The organism is Pseudolysinimonas sp. (genome assembly GCF_051954455.1).
Classification (GTDB): Bacteria; Actinomycetota; Actinomycetes; order Actinomycetales; family Microbacteriaceae; genus Pseudolysinimonas.
In genome coordinates, this window is record NZ_JBQCHS010000006.1 from 1 (window position 1) to 23196 (window position 23196).

Annotated in this window: 20 protein-coding genes; 15 read left to right on the forward strand and 5 right to left on the reverse strand. The window is 72.3% G+C overall.

Annotation, left to right across the window (positions count from 1 at the left end):
- From atpD to ACTHM3_RS02395, 5 genes are all read left to right on the forward strand, one after another.
- Window positions 1–893: F0F1 ATP synthase subunit beta (gene atpD / locus ACTHM3_RS02375; protein ID WP_440404486.1), on the forward strand; the 893-nt coding region annotated here is incomplete at its 5' end.
- 1 nt (window position 894) lies between these two features.
- Window positions 895–1155 carry a F0F1 ATP synthase subunit epsilon gene (locus tag ACTHM3_RS02380; protein ID WP_440404487.1) on the forward strand — a complete coding sequence of 87 codons (261 nt, stop codon included), beginning with the start codon at window positions 895–897 and terminating at the stop codon, window positions 1153–1155.
- A gap of 4 nt (window positions 1156–1159) precedes the next feature.
- Window positions 1160–1771: an AAA family ATPase gene (locus tag ACTHM3_RS02385; protein WP_440404488.1), complete on the forward strand. Its 612-nt coding sequence runs from the start codon at window positions 1160–1162 to the stop codon at window positions 1769–1771.
- 34 nt (window positions 1772–1805) lie between these two features.
- Window positions 1806–2567: a YaaA family protein gene (locus tag ACTHM3_RS02390; protein ID WP_440404489.1), complete on the forward strand. Its 762-nt coding sequence runs from the start codon at window positions 1806–1808 to the stop codon at window positions 2565–2567.
- Between the two features lie 9 nt (window positions 2568–2576).
- Window positions 2577–3050, forward strand: coding sequence for a DUF5684 domain-containing protein (locus ACTHM3_RS02395; protein WP_440404490.1), 474 nt, complete (start codon window positions 2577–2579; stop codon window positions 3048–3050).
- On the opposite strand, the gene ACTHM3_RS02400 is transcribed toward ACTHM3_RS02395, so the two are convergent.
- Window positions 3047–3652 (reverse strand): DNA-3-methyladenine glycosylase I, encoded by a 606-nt coding sequence (locus ACTHM3_RS02400; RefSeq protein WP_440404491.1) that lies wholly within the window; start codon window positions 3650–3652, stop codon window positions 3047–3049. The genes ACTHM3_RS02395 and ACTHM3_RS02400 overlap by 4 nt on opposite strands.
- Entirely contained in the window at window positions 3649–4221 is a 573-nt protein-coding gene (locus tag ACTHM3_RS02405; RefSeq protein WP_440404492.1) for a methylated-DNA--[protein]-cysteine S-methyltransferase, read from the reverse strand. Before ACTHM3_RS02405 ends, ACTHM3_RS02400 begins: the two co-directional genes overlap by 4 nt.
- 112 nt (window positions 4222–4333) lie before the next feature.
- Between ACTHM3_RS02405 and ACTHM3_RS02410 the strand changes: the two genes are divergently transcribed.
- Window positions 4334–5290 carry an aldo/keto reductase gene (locus tag ACTHM3_RS02410; protein WP_440404493.1) on the forward strand — a complete coding sequence of 319 codons (957 nt, stop codon included), beginning with the start codon at window positions 4334–4336 and terminating at the stop codon, window positions 5288–5290.
- On the opposite strand, the gene ACTHM3_RS02415 is transcribed toward ACTHM3_RS02410, so the two are convergent.
- The 3 genes from ACTHM3_RS02415 to ACTHM3_RS02425 all read right to left on the reverse strand — a co-directional run bounded on the left by ACTHM3_RS02415 (window position 5287) and on the right by ACTHM3_RS02425 (window position 6992).
- Window positions 5287–5826, reverse strand: coding sequence for a TspO/MBR family protein (locus ACTHM3_RS02415; RefSeq protein ID WP_440404494.1), 540 nt, complete (start codon window positions 5824–5826; stop codon window positions 5287–5289). The genes ACTHM3_RS02410 and ACTHM3_RS02415 overlap by 4 nt on opposite strands.
- Before the next feature lie 74 nt (window positions 5827–5900).
- Window positions 5901–6470 carry a YceI family protein gene (locus ACTHM3_RS02420; protein ID WP_440404495.1) on the reverse strand — a complete coding sequence of 190 codons (570 nt, stop codon included), beginning with the start codon at window positions 6468–6470 and terminating at the stop codon, window positions 5901–5903.
- A 54-nt stretch (window positions 6471–6524) separates the two neighbouring features.
- A complete protein-coding gene (locus ACTHM3_RS02425; RefSeq protein ID WP_440404496.1) occupies window positions 6525–6992 on the reverse strand; it encodes an Lrp/AsnC family transcriptional regulator in 468 nt (155 codons plus the stop codon).
- A gap of 92 nt (window positions 6993–7084) precedes the next feature.
- On the opposite strand from ACTHM3_RS02425, the gene ACTHM3_RS02430 reads away from it, so the two are divergent.
- The 9 genes from ACTHM3_RS02430 (at window position 7085) to ACTHM3_RS02470 (ending at window position 23191) form a co-directional block, all read left to right on the forward strand.
- Entirely contained in the window at window positions 7085–8524 is a 1440-nt protein-coding gene (locus ACTHM3_RS02430) for a gamma-aminobutyraldehyde dehydrogenase (RefSeq protein ID WP_440404497.1), read from the forward strand.
- 22 nt (window positions 8525–8546) lie between these two features.
- A complete protein-coding gene (locus ACTHM3_RS02435) occupies window positions 8547–9113 on the forward strand; it encodes an FHA domain-containing protein (protein ID WP_440404498.1) in 567 nt (188 codons plus the stop codon).
- A complete protein-coding gene (locus ACTHM3_RS02440; protein ID WP_440404499.1) occupies window positions 9110–9916 on the forward strand; it encodes a PP2C family protein-serine/threonine phosphatase in 807 nt (268 codons plus the stop codon). The genes ACTHM3_RS02435 and ACTHM3_RS02440 overlap by 4 nt, the downstream gene beginning before the upstream one ends.
- 72 nt (window positions 9917–9988) lie before the next feature.
- Window positions 9989–11416 carry a serine/threonine-protein kinase gene (locus tag ACTHM3_RS02445; protein WP_440404500.1) on the forward strand — a complete coding sequence of 476 codons (1428 nt, stop codon included), beginning with the start codon at window positions 9989–9991 and terminating at the stop codon, window positions 11414–11416.
- Window positions 11416–17316: an Ig-like domain-containing protein gene (locus ACTHM3_RS02450; protein WP_440404501.1), complete on the forward strand. Its 5901-nt coding sequence runs from the start codon at window positions 11416–11418 to the stop codon at window positions 17314–17316. Before ACTHM3_RS02445 ends, ACTHM3_RS02450 begins: the two co-directional genes overlap by 1 nt.
- 34 nt (window positions 17317–17350) lie before the next feature.
- Window positions 17351–18322, forward strand: a complete 972-nt coding sequence (locus ACTHM3_RS02455) for an AAA family ATPase (protein WP_440404502.1) — start codon at window positions 17351–17353, stop codon at window positions 18320–18322.
- Complete coding sequence (locus ACTHM3_RS02460; RefSeq protein WP_440404503.1) at window positions 18319–19710, forward strand: DUF58 domain-containing protein; 1392 nt, start codon at window positions 18319–18321, stop codon at window positions 19708–19710. The genes ACTHM3_RS02455 and ACTHM3_RS02460 overlap by 4 nt, the downstream gene beginning before the upstream one ends.
- The gene (locus tag ACTHM3_RS02465; RefSeq protein ID WP_440404504.1) at window positions 19707–22052 is read left to right on the forward strand and encodes a transglutaminaseTgpA domain-containing protein; all 2346 of its coding nucleotides are present in this window, start codon (window positions 19707–19709) and stop codon (window positions 22050–22052) included. Before ACTHM3_RS02460 ends, ACTHM3_RS02465 begins: the two co-directional genes overlap by 4 nt.
- Window positions 22049–23191, forward strand: a complete 1143-nt coding sequence (locus ACTHM3_RS02470; RefSeq protein ID WP_440404505.1) for a zinc-ribbon domain-containing protein — start codon at window positions 22049–22051, stop codon at window positions 23189–23191. The genes ACTHM3_RS02465 and ACTHM3_RS02470 overlap by 4 nt, the downstream gene beginning before the upstream one ends.
- Window positions 23192–23196 lie beyond the last annotated feature (5 nt).

Consider the following 23196-nt stretch of genomic DNA (forward strand, 5'->3'; position numbering starts at 1 on the left):
ACCACGGTGGTGTGTCGGTGTTCGCCGGCGTCGGCGAGCGCACCCGTGAGGGCAATGACCTCATCGGCGAGATGGAGGAGGCGGGCGTCTTCGACAAGACGGCCCTCGTCTTCGGCCAGATGGACGAGCCGCCGGGAACGCGTCTCCGCGTCGCGCTCTCCGCGCTCACGATGGCGGAGTACTTCCGCGACGTGCAGAACCAGGACGTGCTGCTCTTCATCGACAACATCTTCCGGTTCACGCAGGCGGGCTCCGAGGTGTCGACGCTGCTCGGCCGCATGCCCTCCGCGGTGGGCTACCAGCCGAACCTCGCCGACGAGATGGGCGTCCTCCAGGAGCGCATCACCTCGACGCGCGGTCACTCGATCACCTCGCTGCAGGCGATCTACGTGCCGGCCGACGACTACACCGACCCGGCGCCGGCCACGACCTTCGCGCACCTCGACGCGACGACCGAGCTCTCGCGTGAGATCGCGTCGCGCGGCCTCTACCCGGCGGTCGACCCGCTGACCTCGACCTCGCGCATCCTCGACCCCCGCTACCTGGGCGAGGACCACTACCGCGTGGCCACGACGGTGAAGCAGATCCTCCAGAAGAACAAGGAGCTCCAGGAGATCATCGCGATCCTCGGTGTCGACGAGCTCTCCGAGGAGGACAAGATCACGGTGTCGCGGGCGCGCCGCATCCAGCAGTTCCTCTCGCAGAACACCTACATGGCGACCAAGTTCACCGGCGTGGACGGGTCGACCGTGCCGCTCAAGGAGACCGTCGAGTCCTTCGACGCGATCGCCAAGGGTGAGTTCGACCACGTGGCCGAGCAGGCGTTCTTCAACGTCGGCGGCATCTCCGACGTCGAGGAGAAGTGGGCGCAGATCCAGAAGGAGAACGGCTGACATGGCCGATCTCACCGTGAGCGTGGTCTCGGCGGACGCCGAGGTCTGGTCCGGCGCGGCCCGTCAGGTGGTCGCGCGGACGCAGGTGGGGCAGATCGGCCTGCTGGCCGGCCACCAGCCCGTCCTCGGCATCCTCGCCGAGGGCGAGGTGCGGATCACGACCACCGACGGCTCCGTCATCACCGCGAAGGCGGAGGACGGCTTCCTGTCGATGCAGAACGACGTCGTGACGATCGTGGCCGGCACCGCCGAGCTCGTCTGAGCCCGTGGCCGAACTGGGGGCGATCACCGAGCCCGGTGTGCAGTCGCGCACGCCGCAGCTCATCGCGACGGCCGGCCTGCCCGGCGCCGGCAAGAGCACGATCGCCGAGGTGATCGGCAACCGCCTCGGTCTCCCGGTCGTGTCGGTCGACCCGATCGAGGCGGCCATCCTCGGTGCCGGGATCGATCGCGATCAGCCGACCGGTCTCGCCGCGTACCTCGTGGCCGAGACCATCGCGGAGGCGGTGCTGACCGGCGGCGCGGGCGTCATCGTGGACGCGGTGAACGCGGTCGAGCCGGCGCGCGAGCAGTGGGTCCGTCTCGCCGCACGCCAGGGCGTGCCGGTGAAGTTCCTCGAGGTCGTCTGCTCCGACGCCGAGCTGCACCGCTCGCGGCTCGCGGGCCGTCAGCGCGGGCTCGAGCACCTCGACGAGCCCGACTGGCACGCCGTCGAGCAGAGCATGGACGAGTGGGAGAGCTGGACGGGCTCCAGCGCTGCCGTCCCGCGCATCACGCTCGACTCCGTGCAGCCGCTCGGCGTGAACGTCGACCAGGCCATCGCGTTCGTGCTCGGCGGCAACTCGGCGGCCCCGCGTCCGGACGTCGCCGGCGCCTGACCCCGCCGGCATCCGACCCCGCCGAACTCGACGCGTGCTCCTGCTCCTCCCGCCCTCCGAGACCAAGCGCGACGGCGGTGATCCGGATCGCGCGCTCGATCTCGGGGCCCTGGCGTTCCCCGCGCTGACCCCGCAGCGGAAGGCCGCGATCGCGGCGCTCCGCCGCCTGTCGCGCACCCAGGGTGCCGCCATGGCGGCCCTGAGGCTCGGCCCGACGCTTGGCCACGAGGTCGAGCGCAACCGTGAGCTGCTCCGCGCCCCCGTCATGCCTGCGCTCGACCGCTTCGACGGCGTCCTCTACGACGCGCTCGACGCCCCCGGTCTCGATCGCGCCGCCCGCGCCTTCGCCGGGGAGCACGTCGTCATCGCCTCCGCGCTGTTCGGCCTGCTGGGGGCGCTCGATCCCGTGCCCGCGTATCGGCTCTCGCCCGACTCCCGCCTGCCCGGCCTGCCGCTCGTCCGGCACTGGGCGGGGCCGGCCGCGGCGGCGCTCGCCGAGCGCGCGGGGGAGGATCTGGTGGTCGACCTGCGGTCGGAGGCGTACGCGGAGCTCGGGCCGGCACCGGCCGGGTCGTGGTTCGTGCGCGTCGTGGCGGAGGACGGCTCCGGCCGTCGCCGCGCGCTCAACCACTTCAACAAGCACGGCAAGGGCGAGCTCGTGCGCCGGATGCTCGACGCGGGCGTCGACCACCCCGACATGGATTCGCTGCTCGGCTGGGCGCGCGGCGCGGGCGTGCGCCTCGAGCCCGGCGCCCCCGGAGAACTCGACCTCGTGGTCGAGCGGCGAGCGCCCTAGGGTGGGGGCGTGGACTACGACCCGGGCTACGGCGTCGGCGCCGGCGCCGTCATCGCGATCGCCATCGCGTACGTCGCGTTCGTCCTGCTGGTCGTCGCCGGGGTCTACGTGCTCCAGGCCGTCGGCTTCATGATGCTGTTCAAGAAGGTCGGCATCGAGCCCTGGATCGCATGGGTGCCGTACTACAACACGTGGAAGCTCTTGGAGCTCGGCAGCCAGCCGCCCTGGATCGTCCTGATCGCGCTCATCCCCGGGGGCAGCGTCGTGCTGCTCGTGTTCTTCGGGCTCGCCGCGTACCGGATCGGCATCTCGTTCGGCAAGGACGCGTCGTGGACGGTGCTCGCCGTCATCTTCGGCTGGCTGTGGGCGATGCTGCTCGGCCGGCAGCACGAGGTCTATGATCCCCGCCGACTGCAGGCCGCGGGGTATCCGCCGCCGAACGCCGGCATCGGCTCCGTGCCGCGGCCGGGCGGCGTCTTCTAGCCCGCCGTCGGAATGGGAGCCGTCGGCTCCACCGAGCGCCAGCATCCCGCCTCGTGGTCGTCGACCATGCCGGTCGCCTGCATGAGCGCGTAGACCGTCGTCGGGCCGACGAAGCGGAATCCCCGGCGCTTCAGCTCCCGGCTGGCGGCGACCGACTCCGGTGTCGTGGCGGGGACGTCACCGGCACGTGGGGCGGCCGCTCGACGTGGCGGCGCGAAGCTCCAGAGCAGCTCGTCGAGCGCGCCCGGGCGCTCCCGGACGAGCTCCCGAGCGACGCGCGCGTTGGAGATCGTCGCGTCGACCTTCGCCGCATTGCGGATGATGCCCGGGTCGGCCATCAGCCGGGCGACGTCGCCGTCGTCGAACGCGGCAACCGCCTCGATGTCGAAGCCCGCGAACGCGGCGCGGAAGGTGTCCCGACGGCGCAGGATCGTGATCCACGAGAGCCCCGCCTGGAACCCCTCCAGGCTCATGCGCTCGAAGAACTCGCGATCCCCATGCAGCTCGGTGCCCCACTCCTCGTCGTGGTAGGCGAGGTACTCGGGCGCCGACCCGGCCCACCCGCAGCGCGCGCGCCCGTCGGCGCCGACGACGACGCTCACGCGGCCGGCGCGTCGGCGGGAAGGTCGAGCTCCGCCGCCGTCACGTCCGTGGCACGCGGCCGCGCCGAGGCGGGCACGGTGTGCGGCACGCCCTCGTGCTCGAGCAGCCAGGACTTGGTCGGGATGCCCTCCCCGCCGCTGTAGCCCGTGATGCGGCCGTCGGCGCCGAGCACGCGGTGGCACGGCACGATGATCGGCACGGGGTTCGCCCCGACGGCGCCGCCCACGGCCCGCCCGGCCGTGGCGCGCCCGGTGGCCTGGCCCAGGTCGCCGTAGGAGACGACCTCGCCCCACTGCAGCTGCACGATCTGCTCCCACACCGCGCGCTGGAAGGCGGTGCCGTGGAGGTCGACCGGCACGTCGAAGTCGTGGCGGGTGCCCGCGAAGTACTCCTCGAGCTGGGCGACCGCGCGGTCGAGCACCGGATCGCCCGACTCGTCCTCGCCGTCATGCGGCAGCATCCCGTCGCGCTCGATCGCGAGCGACGTCACGGCGCGCCCGTCGCCCACCACCTCGATGCGGCCGATGGGGGAGCGCAGGCGGCGCAGGTGCAGGGTCTCGTCGGTCATGAGCCGACAGTAACCCGCGGCGCCGACACGGCCTGGCGGGAATCGGACATCACGTGGAGAGGGGTCGGGAGCCGGCGTCGGGGGAGGAGACGCCGCGTCCTAGGCTGATCGGATGCAGATGCGCGCGCTCGGCTCGGCCCCCTTCCCCGTCTCGGCCGTGGGACTCGGCTGCAACAACTTCGGCCGGCGCGGCACGACCTCCTTCGACCAGGGGGGCACGACCGCCGTGGTCGACGCCGCCCTCGATGCCGGGGTCACCTTCTTCGACACGGCGGACATCTACGGCGCCGAGTACGGCCTCAGCGAGACCCGGCTCGGGGAGGCGATCCGCGGCCGTCGCGACCGGGTCATCGTCGCGACCAAATTCGGCCACGCGCAGGCGCCGAGCCCGCTGCCCGGTGCGCGCGGCTCCCGCGCCTACATCCGCGCGGCGGTCGAGGGATCGCTGGAGCGGCTGGGCACCGACCGCATCGACCTCTACCAGCAGCACACGCCCGACCCGTCGACGCCGATCGAGGAGACGCTCGGCGCGCTCGACGAGCTCGTGCAGGAGGGCAAGGTGGTGGCGATCGGCCACTCCAACTTCGACGCCGCGCAGATCGCCGCCGCGGAGCAGGCCGCGTCCCTCCTCGGAACCGTCCATTTCGTGAGCGCCCAGAACGAGTACAACCTGCTGAGCCGCGGCGTCGCGGCGGAGGTCCTGCCCGCGGCGAACGCCGCCGGGCTCGGATTCCTGCCCTACTTCCCGCTCGCCAACGGCCTGTTCACCGGCAAGTTCTCGCGCACGGAGCGCCCGGCCGACTCGCGGATCGCGATGATCCGCCCGCAGGTGGCCGACGAGGCGCCGTGGGACGCCATGGACGCCTACGCCGCGTTCTGCGCCGAGCGCGGGGTGACGATGCTGCAGGCGACGATCGGCTGGCTGCTCGCGCAGCCGGGCCTCGCGAGCGTCATCGCGGGCGCGACCAAGCCCGAGCAGATCCGTGCGAACGCCGAGGCGGCGTCGGCGTGGAGCCCGGCGCCGGACGACGTCCGGGCGATCTCCGACCTGTTCCCGGTCGTCGCTTAGCGGTTCAGGATCGGCAGGGCCGCGTTGAGGGTGGTCGCGTAGAGCACCCACGCCCAGTACGGGATGAGGAGCACGGCCGCCGCCCGGCGCACCGGCCAGAAGCGCAGCATCGTGACGAGCACGAGCGCGTCGAGCGCGACGATGATGGCGAGTGCGATCCACCACGAGATCGGTCCGGCGAACGGGTAGAGGCCGAAGAAGACCGGCGTCCAGAGCGCGTTGAGCGCGAGCTGCACGACGTAGACGACGAGGGCGCGGGTCCGGGCCGGCGACGCGGGAGTGCGCCAGACGAGCCACGCGGCAACCGACATGAGCCCGTAGAGCACGGTCCACACCGGCCCGAACACGAGGTTCGGCGGTGTCCAGAACGCCTTCTGGGCGCCGGCGTACCAGCCGTCGACCTGGCTGATGGTCGAGAAGCCGCCCAGTGCGGCGACGGCGTAGGCGATCACGAGGAACGCGATCAGCGCGAGGGCCGATCGCGCCCCGGAGGGCGCGGATGCAGAAGAGGGTCGGGGCGCGACGTCGCTCGTCATGCCCCGACCCTAAGCCGGCTGATGATCGCTCCCGGTGTGCCGCCAGCGGACTGTCAGGAACGGATCGGTCCGCGTTACTTCTGCAGGACCACCTGCAGCTCGATGGTGATGGTCACGTCGTCGCCGAGCGTCATGCCGCCGGCCTCGAGCGCCGCGTTCCAGCTCACGCCGAAGTCGTGACGGTTGATCTTGGTGGTCGCGCTCGCACCGGCCTTGGTGTTGCCGTAGCCGTCGACCACGACGCCGCCGAGCTCGCCGGTCAGCGTGACCGGCTGAGTGACGCCGCGGAGAGTGAGGTCGCCCTCGACGACGAAGTCGTCGCCGTCCACCGAGATGCCGGTCGAGCGGAAGGTCATCTGCGGGTGCTCGTCGGCGAGGAAGAAGTCGCTCGTGCGCAGGTGGGCGTCGCGCTGCTCCTGCTTGGTGTTGACGGAGGCGACGTCGACGGTGGCCTCGATCGTGCTGTCGGCGAGCGAGTCGCCTGTGACGATGGTCACGTCGAAGGAGTCGAAGGTGCCGCGCACCTTGGTCACCTTGAGGTGGCGGACCCAGAACGAGAGCTCCGAGTGGGTCGGGTCCAGCTTCCAGGTGCCGGAGATGAAGTCGGGGTGGACCGAGGAGGTAGTGGTTGACGTGTCACTCATAGCCCTATGCAATCACATGGATCGCTGAACTATTCCCGACCGGCCGGCGAACTCCTAGCGCGTGCCCCAGTTGTAGTACTGCTTGTGCAGTCGGAGGTAGACGAAGGTCTCGGTCGAGCGGACCCCGGCGATCCCGCGGATGCGTCGGCCGGTGAGCTCGAGCAGGTCGTCGTCGTCCTCGCACACGACCTCGACGAGGAGGTCGTAGCTCCCGGCGGTGAGCACCACGTACTCGACCGCGGCGAGCCGGCCGAGCTCCTCCGCGACCGCGGTGGCGTCGCCGTCGACCCGGATGCCAATCATCGCCTGGCGCGAGAAGCCCAGCTGCATCGGATCGGTGACCGCGACGATCTGCATGACGCCGGACTCCTGCAGCTTCTGCACGCGTTGGCGCACGGCGGCCTCGCTGAGGCCCACCTGCTTGCCGATCTCGGCGTAGGAGCGCCGGCCGTCCTGCTGGAGCTGCTCGATGATGCCCTTCGAGACCTCGTCGAGCGCGGTGGGCTTTCGGGTCGGTGACATCCCCCGATTCTGGCAGCGGGCGCAGGGTGCGACAAGCGGATCCGCAGCTCCGGCCCCTTCACCTCTGCGGATGCGCTCGTTACGCTCGGCACATGGCCGAGCCCATCCTGAAGAACTTCATCGACGGCGAGTACGTGAGCGCCTCCGGCGACGACGCCGGCTTCGACGTCATCGATCCCGCCACCGAGAAGCCGTACGCCGTCTCGCCGGTCTCCGGTGCCGCCGATGTCGATCGCGCCTTCCGTGCCGCGGAGGCCGCCTTCGAGACCTGGGGCGAGACCACCCCCGCCGAACGCCAGCTCGCGCTGTTCCGGATCGCCGACGAGATGGAGCGCCGGGCCGACGAATTCGCCGACCTCGAATCGCAGGACACCGGGAAGCCGCGCGCGAGCCTCGTGCAGGACGAGATCCTGCTCTCGGTCGATCAGATCCGCTTCTTCGCGGGCGCGGCGCGCGTGCTCGAGGGGCGCAGCGCCGGTGAGTACATGGCCGATCACACGAGCTTCGTGCGCCGCGAACCGGTCGGCGTGATCGGGCAGGTCACACCGTGGAACTACCCGCTCAACATGGCGGTGTGGAAGGTCGCCCCGGCGATCGCGGCCGGCAACACGACCGTGCTGAAGCCCTCCGACACGACCCCGCAGTCGACGCTCCTCCTCGCCGAGATCGCCGCCGAGTTCCTGCCGAGGGGCGTGCTCAACGTCGTGACCGGCGACCGGACGACCGGGCAGGCGATGGTCCAGCACCGGATCCCGCAGATGGTGTCGATCACCGGCTCCGTCCGGGCGGGGATGGAGGTCGCGGGCACGGCGGCGCTCGACCTCAAGCGCGTGCACCTCGAGCTCGGCGGCAAGGCCCCGGTGATCGTGTTCGGCGACGCCGACATCGACAAGGCGGTCCAGGGGATCGCGACGGCCGGCTACTTCAACGCCGGCCAGGACTGCACCGCGGCGACCCGCGTGCTCGTGCACCAGAGCGTCCACGACGCCTTCCTCGCGGCGATGGTCGCCTATGTGAAGGAGAACGTCGCGACCGGCGACCCGCGCGACGAGAGCACCTTCTACGGACCGGTCAACAACGCGACCCAGTTCGAGCGCGTCATGGGCGTGATCGGCGCGCTGCCCGGCAACGCGACGGTCGAGACCGGCGGAGTGCGGCGGGGAACGACGGGCTACTACATCGAGCCGACCGTCGTCTCGGGACTCCGCCAGGACGACGACGCGATCCAGAACGAGATCTTCGGCCCGGTCATCACCGTGCAGACGTTCACCGACGAGGCGCAGGCGCTCGCCTACGCGAACGGCGTCCAGTACGGGCTGGCGTCGAGCGTCTGGACGAAGGACCACGGCCGCGCGATGCGCTTCGCCAAGCACCTCGACTTCGGCTGCGTGTGGATCAACACCCACATCCCCCTCGTCGCCGAGATGCCGCACGGCGGATTCAAGCACTCCGGCTACGGTAAGGACCTCTCGATGTACGGGTTCGAGGACTACACGCGCATCAAGCACGTGATGTCGTACATCGGCGACTAGGGCGACGCGGTACCCTCGGCGCGTGGCTCCCGACCACGCCGAGGATGCGGCGTATCCGGACGACGACACCGTCGTCCGACAGTCCGTCGTGCCCGTGCGACCGGTCGCGCCCGACCTGGACGACACGATCGCGACGTCCGCGCTCCCGGCGTGGTCGCCGCCGCCGCGGAGCCCGGACGACGCGACTGCTCCGCGGCCGGCCGCCGCCGTCGTCCCCGCGTCCGCGCCGCCGACCGAGCCGCCGCCGCCGCTCGCGCCGCGGGTCCGGATGCCCGACGGCTCGTCTCTGGAGATCGACCTCGGCACCGTCTACGTCGGTCGCCGCCCCGCTCTGCCGCGCGTGCCCGCGTCCGGCGTGCCGCGGCTCGTCACCGTCCCGTCGCCGGGGCGCGAGGTGTCCTCGACGCACCTGGCGCTCAGCGCGATGCGCGGCGCCGTGGTCGTCCGCGACATGCTCTCCACCAACGGCACGGTGGTGAAGGCGCCCGGCGCGCCCGCGCGCACCCTGCTCCGCGGCGAGTCGGCCGTCCTCACCCCCGGGACGACGCTCGACCTCGGCGACGGCAACGTCATCGAGGTGCTGCCGTGACGGTGGTCGGCCGCGATCGGCGCGAGCGGCACATCGAGATCCCGGGGCGCGGGGAGCTGGTGCTCGCCTGGGCGGTCCGCACCGACACCGGCCGCAAGCGCACCGCCAACGAGGACAGCGCGGTCGTCGGGTTCCCGGTCTTCGCCGTCGCCGACGGCATGGGCGGCCACGCCGCGGGCGACCGGGCGAGCGCGATCGTCGTCGAGCGCCTCGGGCGCGAGCGCGGCGCCGCCTTCCTCGACCTGCGTCGGCTCGAGCGCGCGATCGTCGAGGCGGCGCACGAGATCGACGAGCTCGGCGACGCCACCCCGTCCGGGATGGGCACGACGCTCACGGGGGCGGCGCTCGTGGTCGACGACGGGGAGCCGGTCTTCGCCGTGTTCAACATCGGCGACAGCCGCGTCTACCGCTTCGAGGGCAACGAGCTGGTGCAGCTCACCGTCGACCACTCCGTCGTGCAGGAGCTGGTCGACGCCGGCTCGATCTCGCGCGCCGAGGCCGAGCGGCATCCCGAGGCCAACGTGATCACCCGGGCGATCGGCTTCCACGACGATCCCGACCCCGACGTCTGGGCCGTGCCCGCCCGACCGGGCCTCCGCCTCCTGATGTGCTCCGACGGCCTCACCAAGGAGGTGGGCGACGACCGGATCCGGCTGCACCTGGCGGCCGGGATGCCGCCGGGCGAGACCGCAGCCGCCCTCGTCGACGCGGCGCTCGCCGCCGGTGGGCGGGACAACGTGACGGTCGTCGTCGTCGACGTCCTCGACCTCCGCGACACCTCCGACACGCGCGGCCCCCGTTAGGGGGTGGCCGCGGGGCCGGACTGTACCCCTCTGCCTACAATGAGCCGTCCGCGCGGCTGAGAGGGGGGACGTGTGGCCCGGCGACTGCCTTCGCAACCGCCCGTCCTGCCCGGCTTCTCCTTCGTCCACGTGCTGGGATCCGGCGGGTTCGCCGATGTGTTCCTCTACGAGCAGAACATGCCGCGGCGCCAGGTCGCGGTGAAGGTGATGCTGAGCGAGGTCGTCAACGACCAGGTGCGCCAGATGTTCCAGGCGGAGGCCAATCTCATGGCCCAGCTGAGCGGGCATCCGTCGATCCTCACCGTGCACCAGGCCGGGGTCTCCGGCGACGGGCGGCCGTACCTCGTGATGGAGCTCGCGTCCGCGTCGCTCAGCGAGCGCTACCGGCGCGAGCGCATCCCCGTCGCCGAGGTGCTGCGCATCGCCGTGCGGATCGGCAGCGCGGTCGAGACCGCGCACCGCGCGGGCGTGCTGCACCGCGACCTGAAGCCCTCGAACATCCTGCTCACGGCGTACGGGCACCCCGTGCTGTCCGACTTCGGCATCGCGTCGACGATCGCCGCGGTGCGCGAGGAGGAGTCGGTCGGCCTCTCGATCCCGTGGTCGGCCCCCGAGGTGCTCCTCGACGAGACGGGCGGCTCGGTCTCGAGCGAGGTGTGGGCGCTCGCCGCCACGATGTATTCGCTGCTGGCCGGGCGCTCGCCGTTCGAGGTGCCCGGCGGCTCGAACTCGTCGAGCGACCTCATGTCGCGGATCGCGCGCGCCAAGCCGCAGCCCATCAACCGCCCCGATGTGCCGGCGAGTCTCGAGGAGCTGCTGCGGCGCTCGATGTCGCGCCGCCCGGAGCAGCGCCCGGCGAGCGTGCTGGAGCTGGTGCGCGAGTTCCAGCAGATCGAGTCAGAGCTCGGCCTCCCGCAGACCCCGCTCGAGATCGCGATGGACGACTGGGCGCTCGGCACCGTCTCCGACATGGAGGACCGCACGCGCCTCCGGCCCCTGGCCGGCGGCGCGTCCACCGCGGTGAAGCCGCGCCGCCGTCGCCGCGTGGCCGAGCAGGCGACGGAGGCGCCCGCCGCGGTCCGGACGGTGCGCGAGGCGAGCTCGCCCTCGCGTGCCACGGTGCCCGCGACGACGAACGGGCAGCGGGCCGTGACGTGGGTGCTGGTCGGGGCGGCCGCCCTCGTCGTCGTGCTCGGCGCCATCACCGTCGCGGTGCTGCTGCGGGCGAGCGGCGCCGCCGGCGGGATCCCGACCGTCGCCGATATCACCGGCCGCCAGCAGGGCAGCACCGTGCTGTTCACCTGGCCGGACCCGGGCCTCCAGAACGGCGACCGCTACCAGATCCTCACCGGCGACGGCGCCACGAGCATCCAGCAGGCCGACCGCTTCGTCGTCGACGGGAACCCGGGCGAGACGGTGTGCGTGACCGTGACGGTCTACCGCGACGGCAAGACCGGGGCCCCCAGCGCGCAGAAGTGCGTGGACATGGGCGAGAAGTAGTGCTCGGTCGCTGGATCGCGGCGCACAAGTCGCTCGTCGTCACCGCCGTGAGCGGGGCGGCGATCGTCGCCGTCGTCGCGACCTTCGCCGTCGCCTCGACCGGGTACACCGCGCAGAAGCTCGATCTCGGCGACGGATCGGTCTGGGTGCCGAACAGCCAGAATCAGGTGATCGGCCGAGCGAACCCCGCGGTGCTCGAGCTCAACACCGTGGTGCGCAGCAAGGGCGCGCAGCTCGGCGTGGTGCAGTCGGGCGACACGGTGCTGCTCGTCGACCGGGCCGATGCGACGGTCTCGATCGTGGATCCCGCGACGTCGGTGGCCGGCCAGCCGATCGCCCTCCCGCCCGAGCAGCCCCAGGTGGCGATCGCCGGCGGCCGCGTCGTCATCTACGAGGGCGGCACTGGCCGGCTCTGGTTCGTCGACGCCGATCAGCTCGCGAGCTTCGACGCGACCGCGCCCGCGTCGCTCAGCCTCGGGGCGCGCTCCGTCATCTCGGTGGCCCCCGACGGCACCCTGATCGCCTACTCGCCGGAGACCCAGCGCGTCTACCGCGTCGACGCGGCGACCTCCGACGTCGTCGCCTCGCGCTGGCAGACCGCCTTCGGCGCGGGCTCGACCTACCAGACGACGTCCGCCGGCGGGCGGTGGGCCGTGCTCGACGCCGGCTCGCGGAGGCTGCAGCTCGACGGACGCGCGGTCGACCTCTCGAAGCTCATCCCCGCGGGGAGCGACCCCGTGCTCCAGCAGGCCGGTCCCGCCTCCGACCGCATCCTCGTCGCGAGCACCCGGGGACTGGTCGCGGTGCCGCTCGACGGCGGAGCGCCGGCGGCGATCCTGGCGGACCGCTCCGGCACTCCCGCGCCCCCGCTCGTGCTCGACGGCTGCGTCTACGCGGCGTGGAGCTCGGGCCAGGCCTGGATGCGCTGCGGCAGCGAGCCGCCCGACCGGATGACGCTGCCCTCCATGCCGGGGAACGCCTCGCTCGCCTTCCTCGTCAACACCCGGCAGGTCGTCCTCAACGATGCGCGCGGCGGCGCCTCCTGGGCCGTGCAGCACGGCGGCCGCCTCATCGACAACTGGGACGCCCTCATCAAGAAGGACGACCAGCAGCAGCAGCAGGAGAACAACCAGGATGTGCCCCCGGACGTCGATCCGGAGCAGAAGCCCCCGGTCGCCGTGGACGACGACTTCGGCGCGCGGCCCGGGCGCTCCAGCGTGCTGCCGGTGCTCCTGAACGACTACGACCCGAACGGCGACGTGCTCGTCATCGACTCGTTCGATCAGCTCGACCCCGCCCAGGGCCGCGTCGACCTCATCAATCGGAACCAGCAGCTCCAGATCACCCTGCCGGCGACCGCCTCGGCGCCGATCTCCTTCACCTACACGATCTCGGACGGTCGCGGCGGGACCGCGACGGCGACCGTGCACGTCACCGTGCGCACCCCGCAGGAGAACTCCCCGCCGGTCCAGGTGCGCACCACCAAGACGACCGTCGAGGAGGGCGGCCGGATCTCGACCCAGGTGATCGGCGACTGGGTCGATCCCGACGGCGACCCCTTCTATCTGACGGCGGCCTCGTCCACGAGCGGCGACCTCGTGACGCACACCCCCGACGGCGTCGTCACCTTCGCCGACGACGGGCAGGGCGGATCCGCCAAGACGGTGACGCTCACGATGTCGGACGGGCGGGCGGAGGGCAGCGGCAGCCTCTCGGTCGCCGTGAAGCCCACGGGCGAGGTGCCGATCACGGTCGAGGACTGGGCGGCGCCCGCCACCGCGGGGCTGCCGATCACGCTCAAGCCGCTGACCCACGTGCGCGGCGGCAGCGGCACGATCCGTCTGAACGCCGTGCCGGCCAAGGCGGGTGCGACGATCACCCCGAACTTCGCCGACGGCACATTCACGTTCGTGAGCGATCAGGTCGGCACGCACTACGTCGATTTCACGGTGACCGACGGCACCCACACCGCGACCGGACTCGTGCGCATCATCGTGGCGTCGCCGGACGCCGGCAGCCGCCCGATCACCGTCCCCAAGACGATCTTCGTGACGGCGCTCTCGAGCCAGACCATCGACCCGACCCAGACCGACATCGACCCGGCCGGCGGCGTGCTCGTCGTCACGGACCTCGAGAACATCCCGGCCGGCGGCGGCGTCGAGGGCGAGGTCCTCGACCAGCACGACGTGCGCGTGACGCTCACCCGGCCGCTCGACGGGCAGATCGTCTCGTTCAACTACCGCATCAGCAACGGCCTCGCCGACGCCCTCGGCACCATATCGGTCGTCGAGATCCCGGAGCCGGCCCAGCTGCAGCCGCCGGTGGCGGTCGACGACCAGGTGACGGTGCGCGTCGGCGACACCGTCGACATCCCGGTGCTCGACAACGACTCCCAGCCGGACGGCAAGCCCATCACGCTCGTGCCGAAGCTCGCGCAGGGGCTGCCCGTGGGCGGCGGTCTGCTCTTCGCCTCCGGCGACGTGCTGCGCTACCTCGCGCCGTCGACGGCCGGCAACTACTCGGCCGTGTACTCGATCGCAGGACCCGACGGGCAGACCGCGGAGGCCACCGTGTCGATCTCGGTGCGCGAGATCGACGTCTCGACGAACAACCCGCCGGTGCCGGCGCGGGTGACCGCGCGGGCGCTCGCGGGCGGCGATGCGATCAAGATCCCGATCCCGCTCGCCGGCATCGACCCCGACGGAGACTCCGTGTCGCTCATCGGCATCGCGAGCAATCCGCAGAAGGGCTCGGTGCTCTCGGTCGGTGCCTCCGACATCGAGTACAAGGCGGGCGACTACTCGACCGGCACCGACACGTTCCAGTACACCGTCGTGGACGCCCTCGGAGCGCGCGCGACCGGCACGGTGCGGGTCGGGATCAGTCCTCGGCCCGACGGGGCCCGCAACCCGGTCGCCAACCCGGACCGGGTGCAGGCGCGCCCAGGGCGGACCGTCTCGATCCAGGTGCTCGCGAACGACTCGGACCCGGACGGCAGTCCGCTCAGCGTCGTCAGCGTCACCCCGAACACTCCCGGCACGAAAGCCAAGGTGATCGACGGCACGATCGTGCAGATCACCCCGCCGAAGACGCCCGGCACCTACGCGGCGATCTACACGATCCAGAACGGCTACGGCGGCACCAGCTCCAACTTCGTGACGGTCGAGGTCGATCCGAACGCGCCGTTGGCCTACCCGGTCGTGCAGGACACGGTGCTGAGCGTCAGCGACGTCGTCGACCGCACGAGCGTCGATGTGCCGGTGCTCGACAACGTCTTCTTCGCCGACGGGCCGGTCACCTCGCTCGGCCTCTCGCTCCTGCCGGGGTACTCGAGCGGCGCCCTGGTGCTGCCGAACGACCGGATCCGGGTGAAGATCGGCGCGAAGAGTCAGGTCATCCCGTTCGCGGTCGCGCACCCCGACGATCCGACCATCCGATCGTTCGGCTTCATCCGTGTGCCCGGCACCGACGACGCGCTGCCGCAGCTCAACACGAAGGCGCCCCCGCTCGTCGTGAAGAGCGAGCAGTCGCTCGACATCGACCTCGACGACTACGTCGTGACCCTCGCCGGGCAGGGCGTCAAGATCACCGATGACGCCACCGTGAAGGCGACGCACGCGAACGGGGACGACCTGGTGGTGAACTCCCACACGCTCCGCTTCACCTCGGCGGCCCGGTACTTCGGTCCCGCGTCGATCACCTTCGAGGTGACCGACGGCAGCTCCGCGAACCAGGGGCAGGGGCGCACCGCGATCCTGACCCTGCCGATCAAGGTGAACCCGCGCGACAACCAGCCGCCGTCCTTCGTCGGCAACGTCGTCGACTTCGAGCCCGGGCAGTCCAAGGAACTGGACCTCGTCAAGCTCACCAACTACCCGTACCCGGATGTCGCCGAGCTCGTCTACACGGTTCTCGACCCGAAGCCGCAGGGCTTCGACGTGCAGCTCACCGGTCAGCGCATCACGATCACCGCCGCCGACTCGGCGAAGTCGGGCGACACGGCCTCGCTCAGCATCGGGGTCCGGGATGCGGTGAACACGGGGCAGTCCGGCCTCATCTCGCTCCAGGTGGTGCCGTCGACCCGACCGCTCGCGCAACCGGTGCCCGATCGGGCGGTCGCCCCGCGCGGCGGCACGACGAGCGTCGACGTGCTCGCGAACGACGCCGCCAACAATCCGTTCCCGAACACGCCGTTGCGGGTCATCGACATCCGCGGGCTCGACGGCGCCTCCCTGCCGCCAGGCCTGTCGATCACGCCGAGCGCCGACAAGTCGCGGCTCTCCGTGTCGGTGGCGCAGAGCGCGCAGCCGGCCGACACGACGCTCCAGTACGAGGTCGCGGACGCGACCGGCGACCCCGCGCGCTACGTGTGGGGCAACGTGACGGTGTCGGTGCAGGACGTGCCCGACCCGGTCACCGACGTGCACGTCACCGAGTTCGGCGACCGGCTCCTCAAGGTCGGCTGGAGCCCAGGGCAGTTCAACAACTCGCCGATCTCGGGATACCAGGTGACGATGACCGACGCGAGCGGCAACGTCGTGTCGACGACGCCGTGCACGGCGACGGTCGGGTGCGCGCTCACCACGCCCGGCAACGGGCCGAACAACGCCGTGACCCTGAGCGTCGTCGCGATCAACGGGATCGGCACCTCGAGCCCGACCATCATGCCCGGCACGATCTGGTCGGACATCATCCCGCCGCCCCCGACCGGACTGTCGTCCGCGCCGCTCGACGGCGGCCTCCGCGTCTCGTGGAGCAAGCCGGTCACCTCGGGCGGCAGCCCGATCACGCAGTACGTGATCAACGTCGGCGGCGTCATCGCGACCCTCGCGGTCGACCCGGGCGACCCGGCCGGCACCACCTACTCCCGCAACGTCTCGGGCGGCTCCATCACCAACGGCGCGGTCACGTCCTACTCGGTGAGCGCCCGCAACAGCGCGCCCAACAGCCTCGCGACCTGGAACCAGGCGCAGGGGACCGGGATCCCGGCGGGGCCGCCCATCGCCGTCGGCGCCGCGTCCGCGTCCGCGTCGACGAACGACGGGACCACCGCGAACGTGAGCTGGGCCGGCGCCTTCTCGGACAACGGCGCCGCCGTCAGCCGCTACTACTCGCTCGCGACCACCGGGCCGGCTCCCTCCTGCGTCGTGAGCGGGGTCGACACCGGCAACGGGCAGATCACGACGGAACCCGCAGGGGCGAAGCTCTATCCGGCGACCGCATCCACCGCCGCCTTCACCGGGCTGACGCCCAACACCACGTACACGATCTACGTCTGGGCGTTCAACGGGCAGGGCTGCACCGTCGTCGCCTCCAACCAGGTCACCCCGCGGGCCATCCCCGGCACCGTCACGAGCGCGACGGCGGCGGCACCGGCAGCCAACGGCGTCGGCAGATGGGACTCCGCGCTCGCCTCGCCGACGCCGAGCGGCAACACCTCGTACCAGTACCGCATCGTGATCGGCGGTGCGGCCGGCGACGTGGGTGAGATCAGCTCCGGCTCGTCCGCGTTCCTCACCGACGCCTCGGCGTACGGCACTCCCGGCGCCGGGTTCCAGCTGAAGCAGTGCGACAGCTGGCCGGAGGGCAAGCTCTGCAGTACCGCCTGGTCGGCGACGTTCCCCATGCAGGAGGCGATCGACAACAGCCCGCTGGGGAGCCTGACGGCGACGACGTCGGCTCTCGGAGGCGTGTCCTGGTCCTGGGGATCCATCCCCACGGGGTCCTACTCGGCGATCGACTACACCTGCGACAACGGCAACTCCTGGACCGCCCTGTCGGCGAACGGCAGGTGCCAGAGCAACACGCCGCTCACCGCGCCGCCGTTGCAGGTCCGGATCACCGCGAACAACGGCCAGACTTACATCCGCACCTACGCCGCGAACCAGTACGGCGGATGAGTCCCCGCACTCCGACCGAGAGGACCCGCTCCCGATGAGCATGAGCCCCGAGCAGGCCTCGGCCTTCCAGGAGACCTTCGCGCGCCTCGTCGCGAACGTGGAGCAGGTGCTGCTCGGCAAGACGTTCGTCGTGCGGCTCGGCTTCGTCGCGCTGCTGAGCGAGGGGCACCTCCTGCTCGAGGACTTCCCGGGGACCGGCAAGACCTCGCTCGCCCGCGCGATCGCGCAGTCGGTCGCCGGATCGAGCAACCGCATCCAGTTCACGCCCGACCTGCTGCCCGGCGACATCACGGGCGTCAGCGTGTACGACCAGCGCGACGGGCGGTTCGACTTCCACCGCGGTCCCGTGTTCGCGAACATCCTGCTCGCCGACGAGATCAACCGCGCCTCCCCGAAGACGCAGGCCGCGCTCCTCGAGGTGATGGAGGAGGGCCGGGTCACGGTCGACGGCATCACCCACCCGGTCGGCGCGCCCTTCCTCGTCATCGCGACGCAGAACCCCATCGAGCAGGCGGGCACCTATCGCCTGCCGGAGGCGCAGCTCGACCGGTTCCTGCTCAAGGCCTCCATCGGGTATCCCGACCACGCATCGACCCTCCGCATCCTGGAGGGTTCCGGCACGAAGGCGCACGACACCGAGGTCCCCGCGGTCATCACCGCGTCCTCGGTGCTCGACATGGCCCAGCAGGCGCGCACGGTGCACGTCGATCCGAGCGTCAACGACTACGTGTCGCGGCTCGTCGAGGCGACCCGCTCGGTCACCGAGGTGCGGCTCGGCGTCAGCGTCCGCGGTGCCCTGGCGCTGCTGCGGGCCGCCAAGACCCTCGCCGCCGCCAGCGGCCGGCACTACGTGGTGCCCGACGACGTCAAGGCGCTCGCCGAGCCGGTGCTGGCTCACCGGCTCGTGCTCGACCCCGAGGCCGAGTTCGACGGGGTCACCCCGTCCAGCATCGTCTCGCAGCTGCTGCTCGAGACCGCACCGCCGAGCGATCGGCAAGCCGTGTGAGCTCGCCCGCCTCCGGTCGCGAGGGCACCACCCGCCCGAGCTCGGACACCCTCACCCGTACGGGAACGGCCGGGCTGACCAACACCCGCACACGCCTGGTCGGCACGCGCGAGGGCGTGCTCGCGGATGCCGTCGTCACCGCCGCTCGCATCGGACGGGCCGTCGGCCGGCTGGTCGCCGCCGGGTTCGCGCGCGTCGCGGCCGTCGTGACGCCGCTCGGCTGGGTGATGCTCGGCGTCATCCCGGTGTCGCTCGCCGTCGGATACGGGCTCGGCTGGCTCGAGCTCGTCGCGGTCGGCTGGGCGGGCGTCGTGCTCGTCGTCGTGGCGGCGCTGTACCTGATCGGCCGCTCGCCGTTCACCGTGGAGCTCGGTCTGCTCCACAAGCGCGTCGTCGTGGGCGAGGGGGCGACCGGGGTCGTGATCCTCGCGAACCCCACCGGACGGCGGATCCCCGGGGTCAAGGTCGAGATCCCCGTGGGGGCCGGCCTCGCCGAGCTCGCCCTGCCGGCGCTGCGCGGGGGCGCGTCCGTCGAGCACGAGTTCGCCGTGCCGACCCTCCGCCGCGGGCTCGTGCCGATCGGCCCCGTGCGCACCGTCCGCGCCGACCCGATCGGACTCGTGCGACGGGAGCTGGTGTGGACCGACCGGGTCGAGCTCGTCGTGCACCCCCGCGTCATCTCGGTGCCGTCGACCTCGACGGGGCTCATCCGCGACCTCGAGGGCGCCCCCACCAACGACCTCACCTCGAGCGACGTCTCGTTCCACTCGCTCCGCGAATACCAGACCGGCGACGAGCTGCGCTACATCCACTGGAAGTCGACGGCCAAGGCGGGCACCTGGATGGTCCGCCAGTTCGAGCAGACCCGGCGCAGCCACCTCGTCGTCGCGCTCAGCCTCGCGAACGCCGACTACGCGAGCCCCGAGGAGTTCGAGCTCGCCGTGAGCGTCGCCGGCAGCCTCGGGGTGCGCGCGATCCGCGACGGCCGCACGGTCTCGGTCGTCGTGAGCGCCCTCACCCCCGAGTACGCGAAGCGCAAGACGCTCGCGGTCCGCTCGCTCCGCACTCATCTGCCGGCGCCCCTGCTCGACGACCTCGCGTTCGTCGACCCGGCCGAGAACGCCATCGGGATCCGCGACGTCGCCCGCGCGGCCGCCGAGGAGGTCGACGGCGTCTCGGTGGCCTTCCTGGTGTGCGGCTCGACGCCGACGCCGCAGTCGCTGCGGGCGGCGTCGAACGCCTTCCCGACCGACGTCGGGGTCGTCGCGATCGTGTGCGATCCGGACGCGGTGCCGGGCCTCCGCCGGGTCGCCGGCCTCAGCGTCCTCACCATCGGCTACCTCGACGACCTCCGGATCGCGCTGCAGCGGACGGCGGCCGTGGTGTGAGCGCCGCCCGACGCCGGTTGCCGCCGCGCTTCGTGGTGACCACGACGGCGTTCGCCTGGATCGCGATCGCGCTCGCCTCGGCGGCGCTCTGGCCGGTGTACCAGAGCGGGCGCTACGTGATCCTCGTGCTCGCGGCGCTCGTGCTCGGCACGATCATCGCCCACCTCGGTGCCCGGTTCCGCTGGCCGTCGTACGCCGTCGTGCTGGCGGGGTTCGCCGCGCTGCTCCTCGGCGGCGTGCCGCTCGCCGTGCCCGGCGAGGCCGTCGCCGGGGTGCTGCCGAGCCTCGAGGGGATGCGACAGCTGATCGCCGCGCTCGCGCTCGGCTGGAAGCAGCTGCTGACCATCCAGACGCCGGTCGGCGCGTACCAGGCCCTCCTCGTCCCCGCCCTCGTGCTCGTGCTGGCGGCCACGATCATCTCCCTGACGGTCGCGCTCCGGGCGCGGTGGGGCGAGCTCGGAGCGATCCCGCCCGTGCTGCTGTTCGTCGCCGGCATCGTCCTCGGCCCCGCGCGGGTGCCGTGGCCGGTACCGCTCACGCTCGCGCTCCTCGTCGTGCTCCTCGCCTGGCTGATCTGGCGTCGCCGGCTGCGACGTCGGGAATCGATCGCGGCCCTCGCGAGCGCCGCGCCGGACGCGGAGGGCCGCCCGCTCGAGACGGCGGGGGAGCGCGGCTTCGTCGTGCGCGCCGCGCTCGCCGGGACGCTGATCCTGGCCCTCGCCGGGGCCGGGTCGGTGGCGGCCGCGGTCGCGCTGCCGCCCACGGGGGAACGGCAGGTGCTGCGCACGGCGCTCCAGCAGCCGTTCGACCCGCGCCAGTATCCGAGTCCGCTCGCCGGCTTCCGGCACTACCTGCGCGACGGGGAGGCCGACGCGCCCCAGCTCACGGTCGTCGGCCTGCCGAAGGACGCCCGCATCCGGATCGCCACCCTCGACACCTACGACGGGATCGTCTACGCGGTGGGCAGCGACGAGGTGGACGCCGCGTCGGGCACCTTCGTGCGGATCCCGCAGTCCGTCGACCGGTCGAGCGAACGCGGGCGTCCGGTGTCGGCACGGATCAGCGTCCAGGGGTATACGGGCGTCTGGGTGCCGACGATCGGCGACGTGTCGTCGATCGAGTTCCAGGGGCCCGACGCCCGGTCGCTCGACGACGACTACTTCTTCAACCAGACCACCGGTACGGCGGCCGACCTCCGGCGGCTCCGCGACGGCGACGCCTACGACCTGACCGGCGTCCTGCCCGACCAGCCGACGACCGGCCAGCTCTCCGCCGCGACGCCGGGTTCCGCGCAGGTGCCGCGGGCCGGCATCATCCCGCCGGACCTCGCGACCCACCTGGACGGGTACGTGCAGGGCAAGACGACGCCGGGGTCCCGGCTCCTCGCCGCCATCGACGGCATGCGCAAGGAGGGCTACATCAGCCATGGGATCCGGGGCGACGAGCCGCCGAGCCGGTCCGGTCACGCCGCCGACCGCATCGCGGAGCTCTTCACCGCCCCCCAGATGATCGGCGACGCCGAGCAGTACGCGGTGGCCGGCGCGCTCATGGCCCGACAGCTCGGCTTCCCCGCGCGGGTCGTGTTCGGCTTCGCGCCCCGACAGACGGGCGGCGGGTCGATCACGGTGAGCGGATCCGACATCACGGCGTGGATCGAGGTCGACACCGCCGAGTACGGCTGGGTCGCGATCGACCCGGTGCCGCCCGTGCGGCCGATCCCGCAGGAGCAGCCGCAGGACCCGAACAAGGTCGCCCGCCCCGAGTCGATCGTGCCGCCGCCGCCGGACAAGGCCGACCCGAACCTCGATCAGTCGACGCCCGACTCCAGCAAGGACAGCAGCGACGGGCCGAACCAGGCGCTCGTCGTGCTGCTCCAGGTGCTGCGCATCGCCGGTTGGGCACTCCTCGTACTCCTCGTGCTCGCGGCGCCGTTCCTGTTGGTGATCGCGGCGAAGGCGCGGCGACGGCGACGGCGGCGGCGGGCGGCCACCCCCCTCGACCGGATCCGTGGCGGCTGGGACGAGTTCGCCGACACCGCGATCGACCACGGCTTCGACCCGCCGCCGTCCGCCACCCGCACCGAGGTCGCCGGGACGGTCGGGCTGCTGCCCGCGCGCGTGCTCGCCGCGGTCGCGGACCGGGCGGTCTTCGCCCCGGGGGAGGCGGACCCGCGGGAGGCCGACCGCGTCTGGGATGCGGTGACCGAGCTGCGCGCGTCGCTCGACGACGGCCTCACGCGGCGGCGGCGGCTGCGCGCGCTCGTCTCCCTGCGATCCTTCGCTCGTTATCATGTTCCGCATCTGCTCCGTCATCGCGGAGCCGGACCCGAGGGGGAGCGGTGAACTGCCGGTACTGCGGCGCCGACCTCCCGGAGGGGGCCCTCTTCTGCGGGGAGTGCGGCCGCGCGGTGTCGCTGCCGGACCCGGAGCCCGTGCGACTCCCGGCTCCCGTCCGTGAGGTGCGGCCCGACCCCGTGCCGGCGCCGGCACCGGCACCCGCCGAGCGCTCCATCGGGGAGCCGCCGGCCGCCGCGCCCGGCATCGCTCCCGTGGTGGCGCCCCCCTTCGCCGCCCTGACGGAGGCTCCGCCGCCGGTCGGCAGCCCGCGTCGGGACGTCGCACCCCCGCCGACCATCGCCGCCCCGCCGGCCCCGGTCGTCGCGCCGGAGCCGGTCGCGTTCAGCGCGGCCGACGCGGCCTCCGACGATCCCGCCGACCACGTCGGGGCGGTGCGTCCGACGCCGACCTGCCCGCAGTGCGGGACCCCGTACGAGGACGACGAGATCTTCTGCGGCGAGTGCGGCTTCGTGCTCCGAACGGTACCGCCGACCCCGTTCGACCCCGTGCCGTTCGACCCCGCCCCGGTCGACGCGGAATCCTTCGACGGGGGGATCGACGCCGCGGCCGTTGCCGAGCCCGCCGCAGCCGAGGCCGCGCCGAGCGCGCCCCCGGCTCCCGAGCCGGTCGCACCCCCGGCGCCCCCTCTCGACCTCAGCGCGACCGACCTCGTCCCCGCGCTCGAGCCCGACCTCGAACTCAGCCTCGACCGGACGCCGCGACCCGACCCGCCCGCCTGGGGCATGCAGCGCCCCGTGGTCGAGGACCTGGGGATCGAGGATCTCGAACGCACCCGGCTCACGGTCGATCCGCAGGCCAGCCAGCGCTTCGTGCTGCAGTTCAGCACGGGCGAGAACGTCACGGTGACCGGGGCCGGCCTGGTCGGGAGGAACCCCGTCGCCGAGCCGGGGGAGTACGTCGATCAGCTCGTCGCGATCTTCGATCCGAGCAAGTCGGTGTCGAAGACGCACCTCGAGTTCGGCCAGGAGGCGGGTCGGTTCTGGGTGAGCGACCGCTTCTCGACGAACGGCTCCGTGGTCCGCCAGCCCGACGAGGAGCCGCGCCGCTGCGACCCGGGCAAGCGCTACTTCGTCGCGCGCGGGACCCGGGTCGACGTCGGTGAGCAGTTCTTCGTCGTCAGCTGAGCGGA

Excerpts from the sequence above, each read along its gene's own strand:
- ACTHM3_RS02380 (WP_440404487.1), top strand. The coding sequence starts at position 895 with ATGGCCGATCTCACCGTGAGCGTGGTCTCGGCGGACGCCGAGGTCTGG.
- ACTHM3_RS02405 (WP_440404492.1), bottom strand. The coding sequence starts at position 4,221 with ATGACCGACGAGACCCTGCACCTGCGCCGCCTGCGCTCCCCCATCGGC.
- ACTHM3_RS02410 (WP_440404493.1), top strand. The coding sequence starts at position 4,334 with ATGCAGATGCGCGCGCTCGGCTCGGCCCCCTTCCCCGTCTCGGCCGTG.
- ACTHM3_RS02415 (WP_440404494.1), bottom strand. The coding sequence starts at position 5,826 with ATGACGAGCGACGTCGCGCCCCGACCCTCTTCTGCATCCGCGCCCTCC.
- ACTHM3_RS02420 (WP_440404495.1), bottom strand. The coding sequence starts at position 6,470 with ATGAGTGACACGTCAACCACTACCTCCTCGGTCCACCCCGACTTCATC.
- ACTHM3_RS02425 (WP_440404496.1), bottom strand. The coding sequence starts at position 6,992 with ATGTCACCGACCCGAAAGCCCACCGCGCTCGACGAGGTCTCGAAGGGC.
- ACTHM3_RS02430 (WP_440404497.1), top strand. The coding sequence starts at position 7,085 with ATGGCCGAGCCCATCCTGAAGAACTTCATCGACGGCGAGTACGTGAGC.
- ACTHM3_RS02455 (WP_440404502.1), top strand. The coding sequence starts at position 17,351 with ATGAGCATGAGCCCCGAGCAGGCCTCGGCCTTCCAGGAGACCTTCGCG.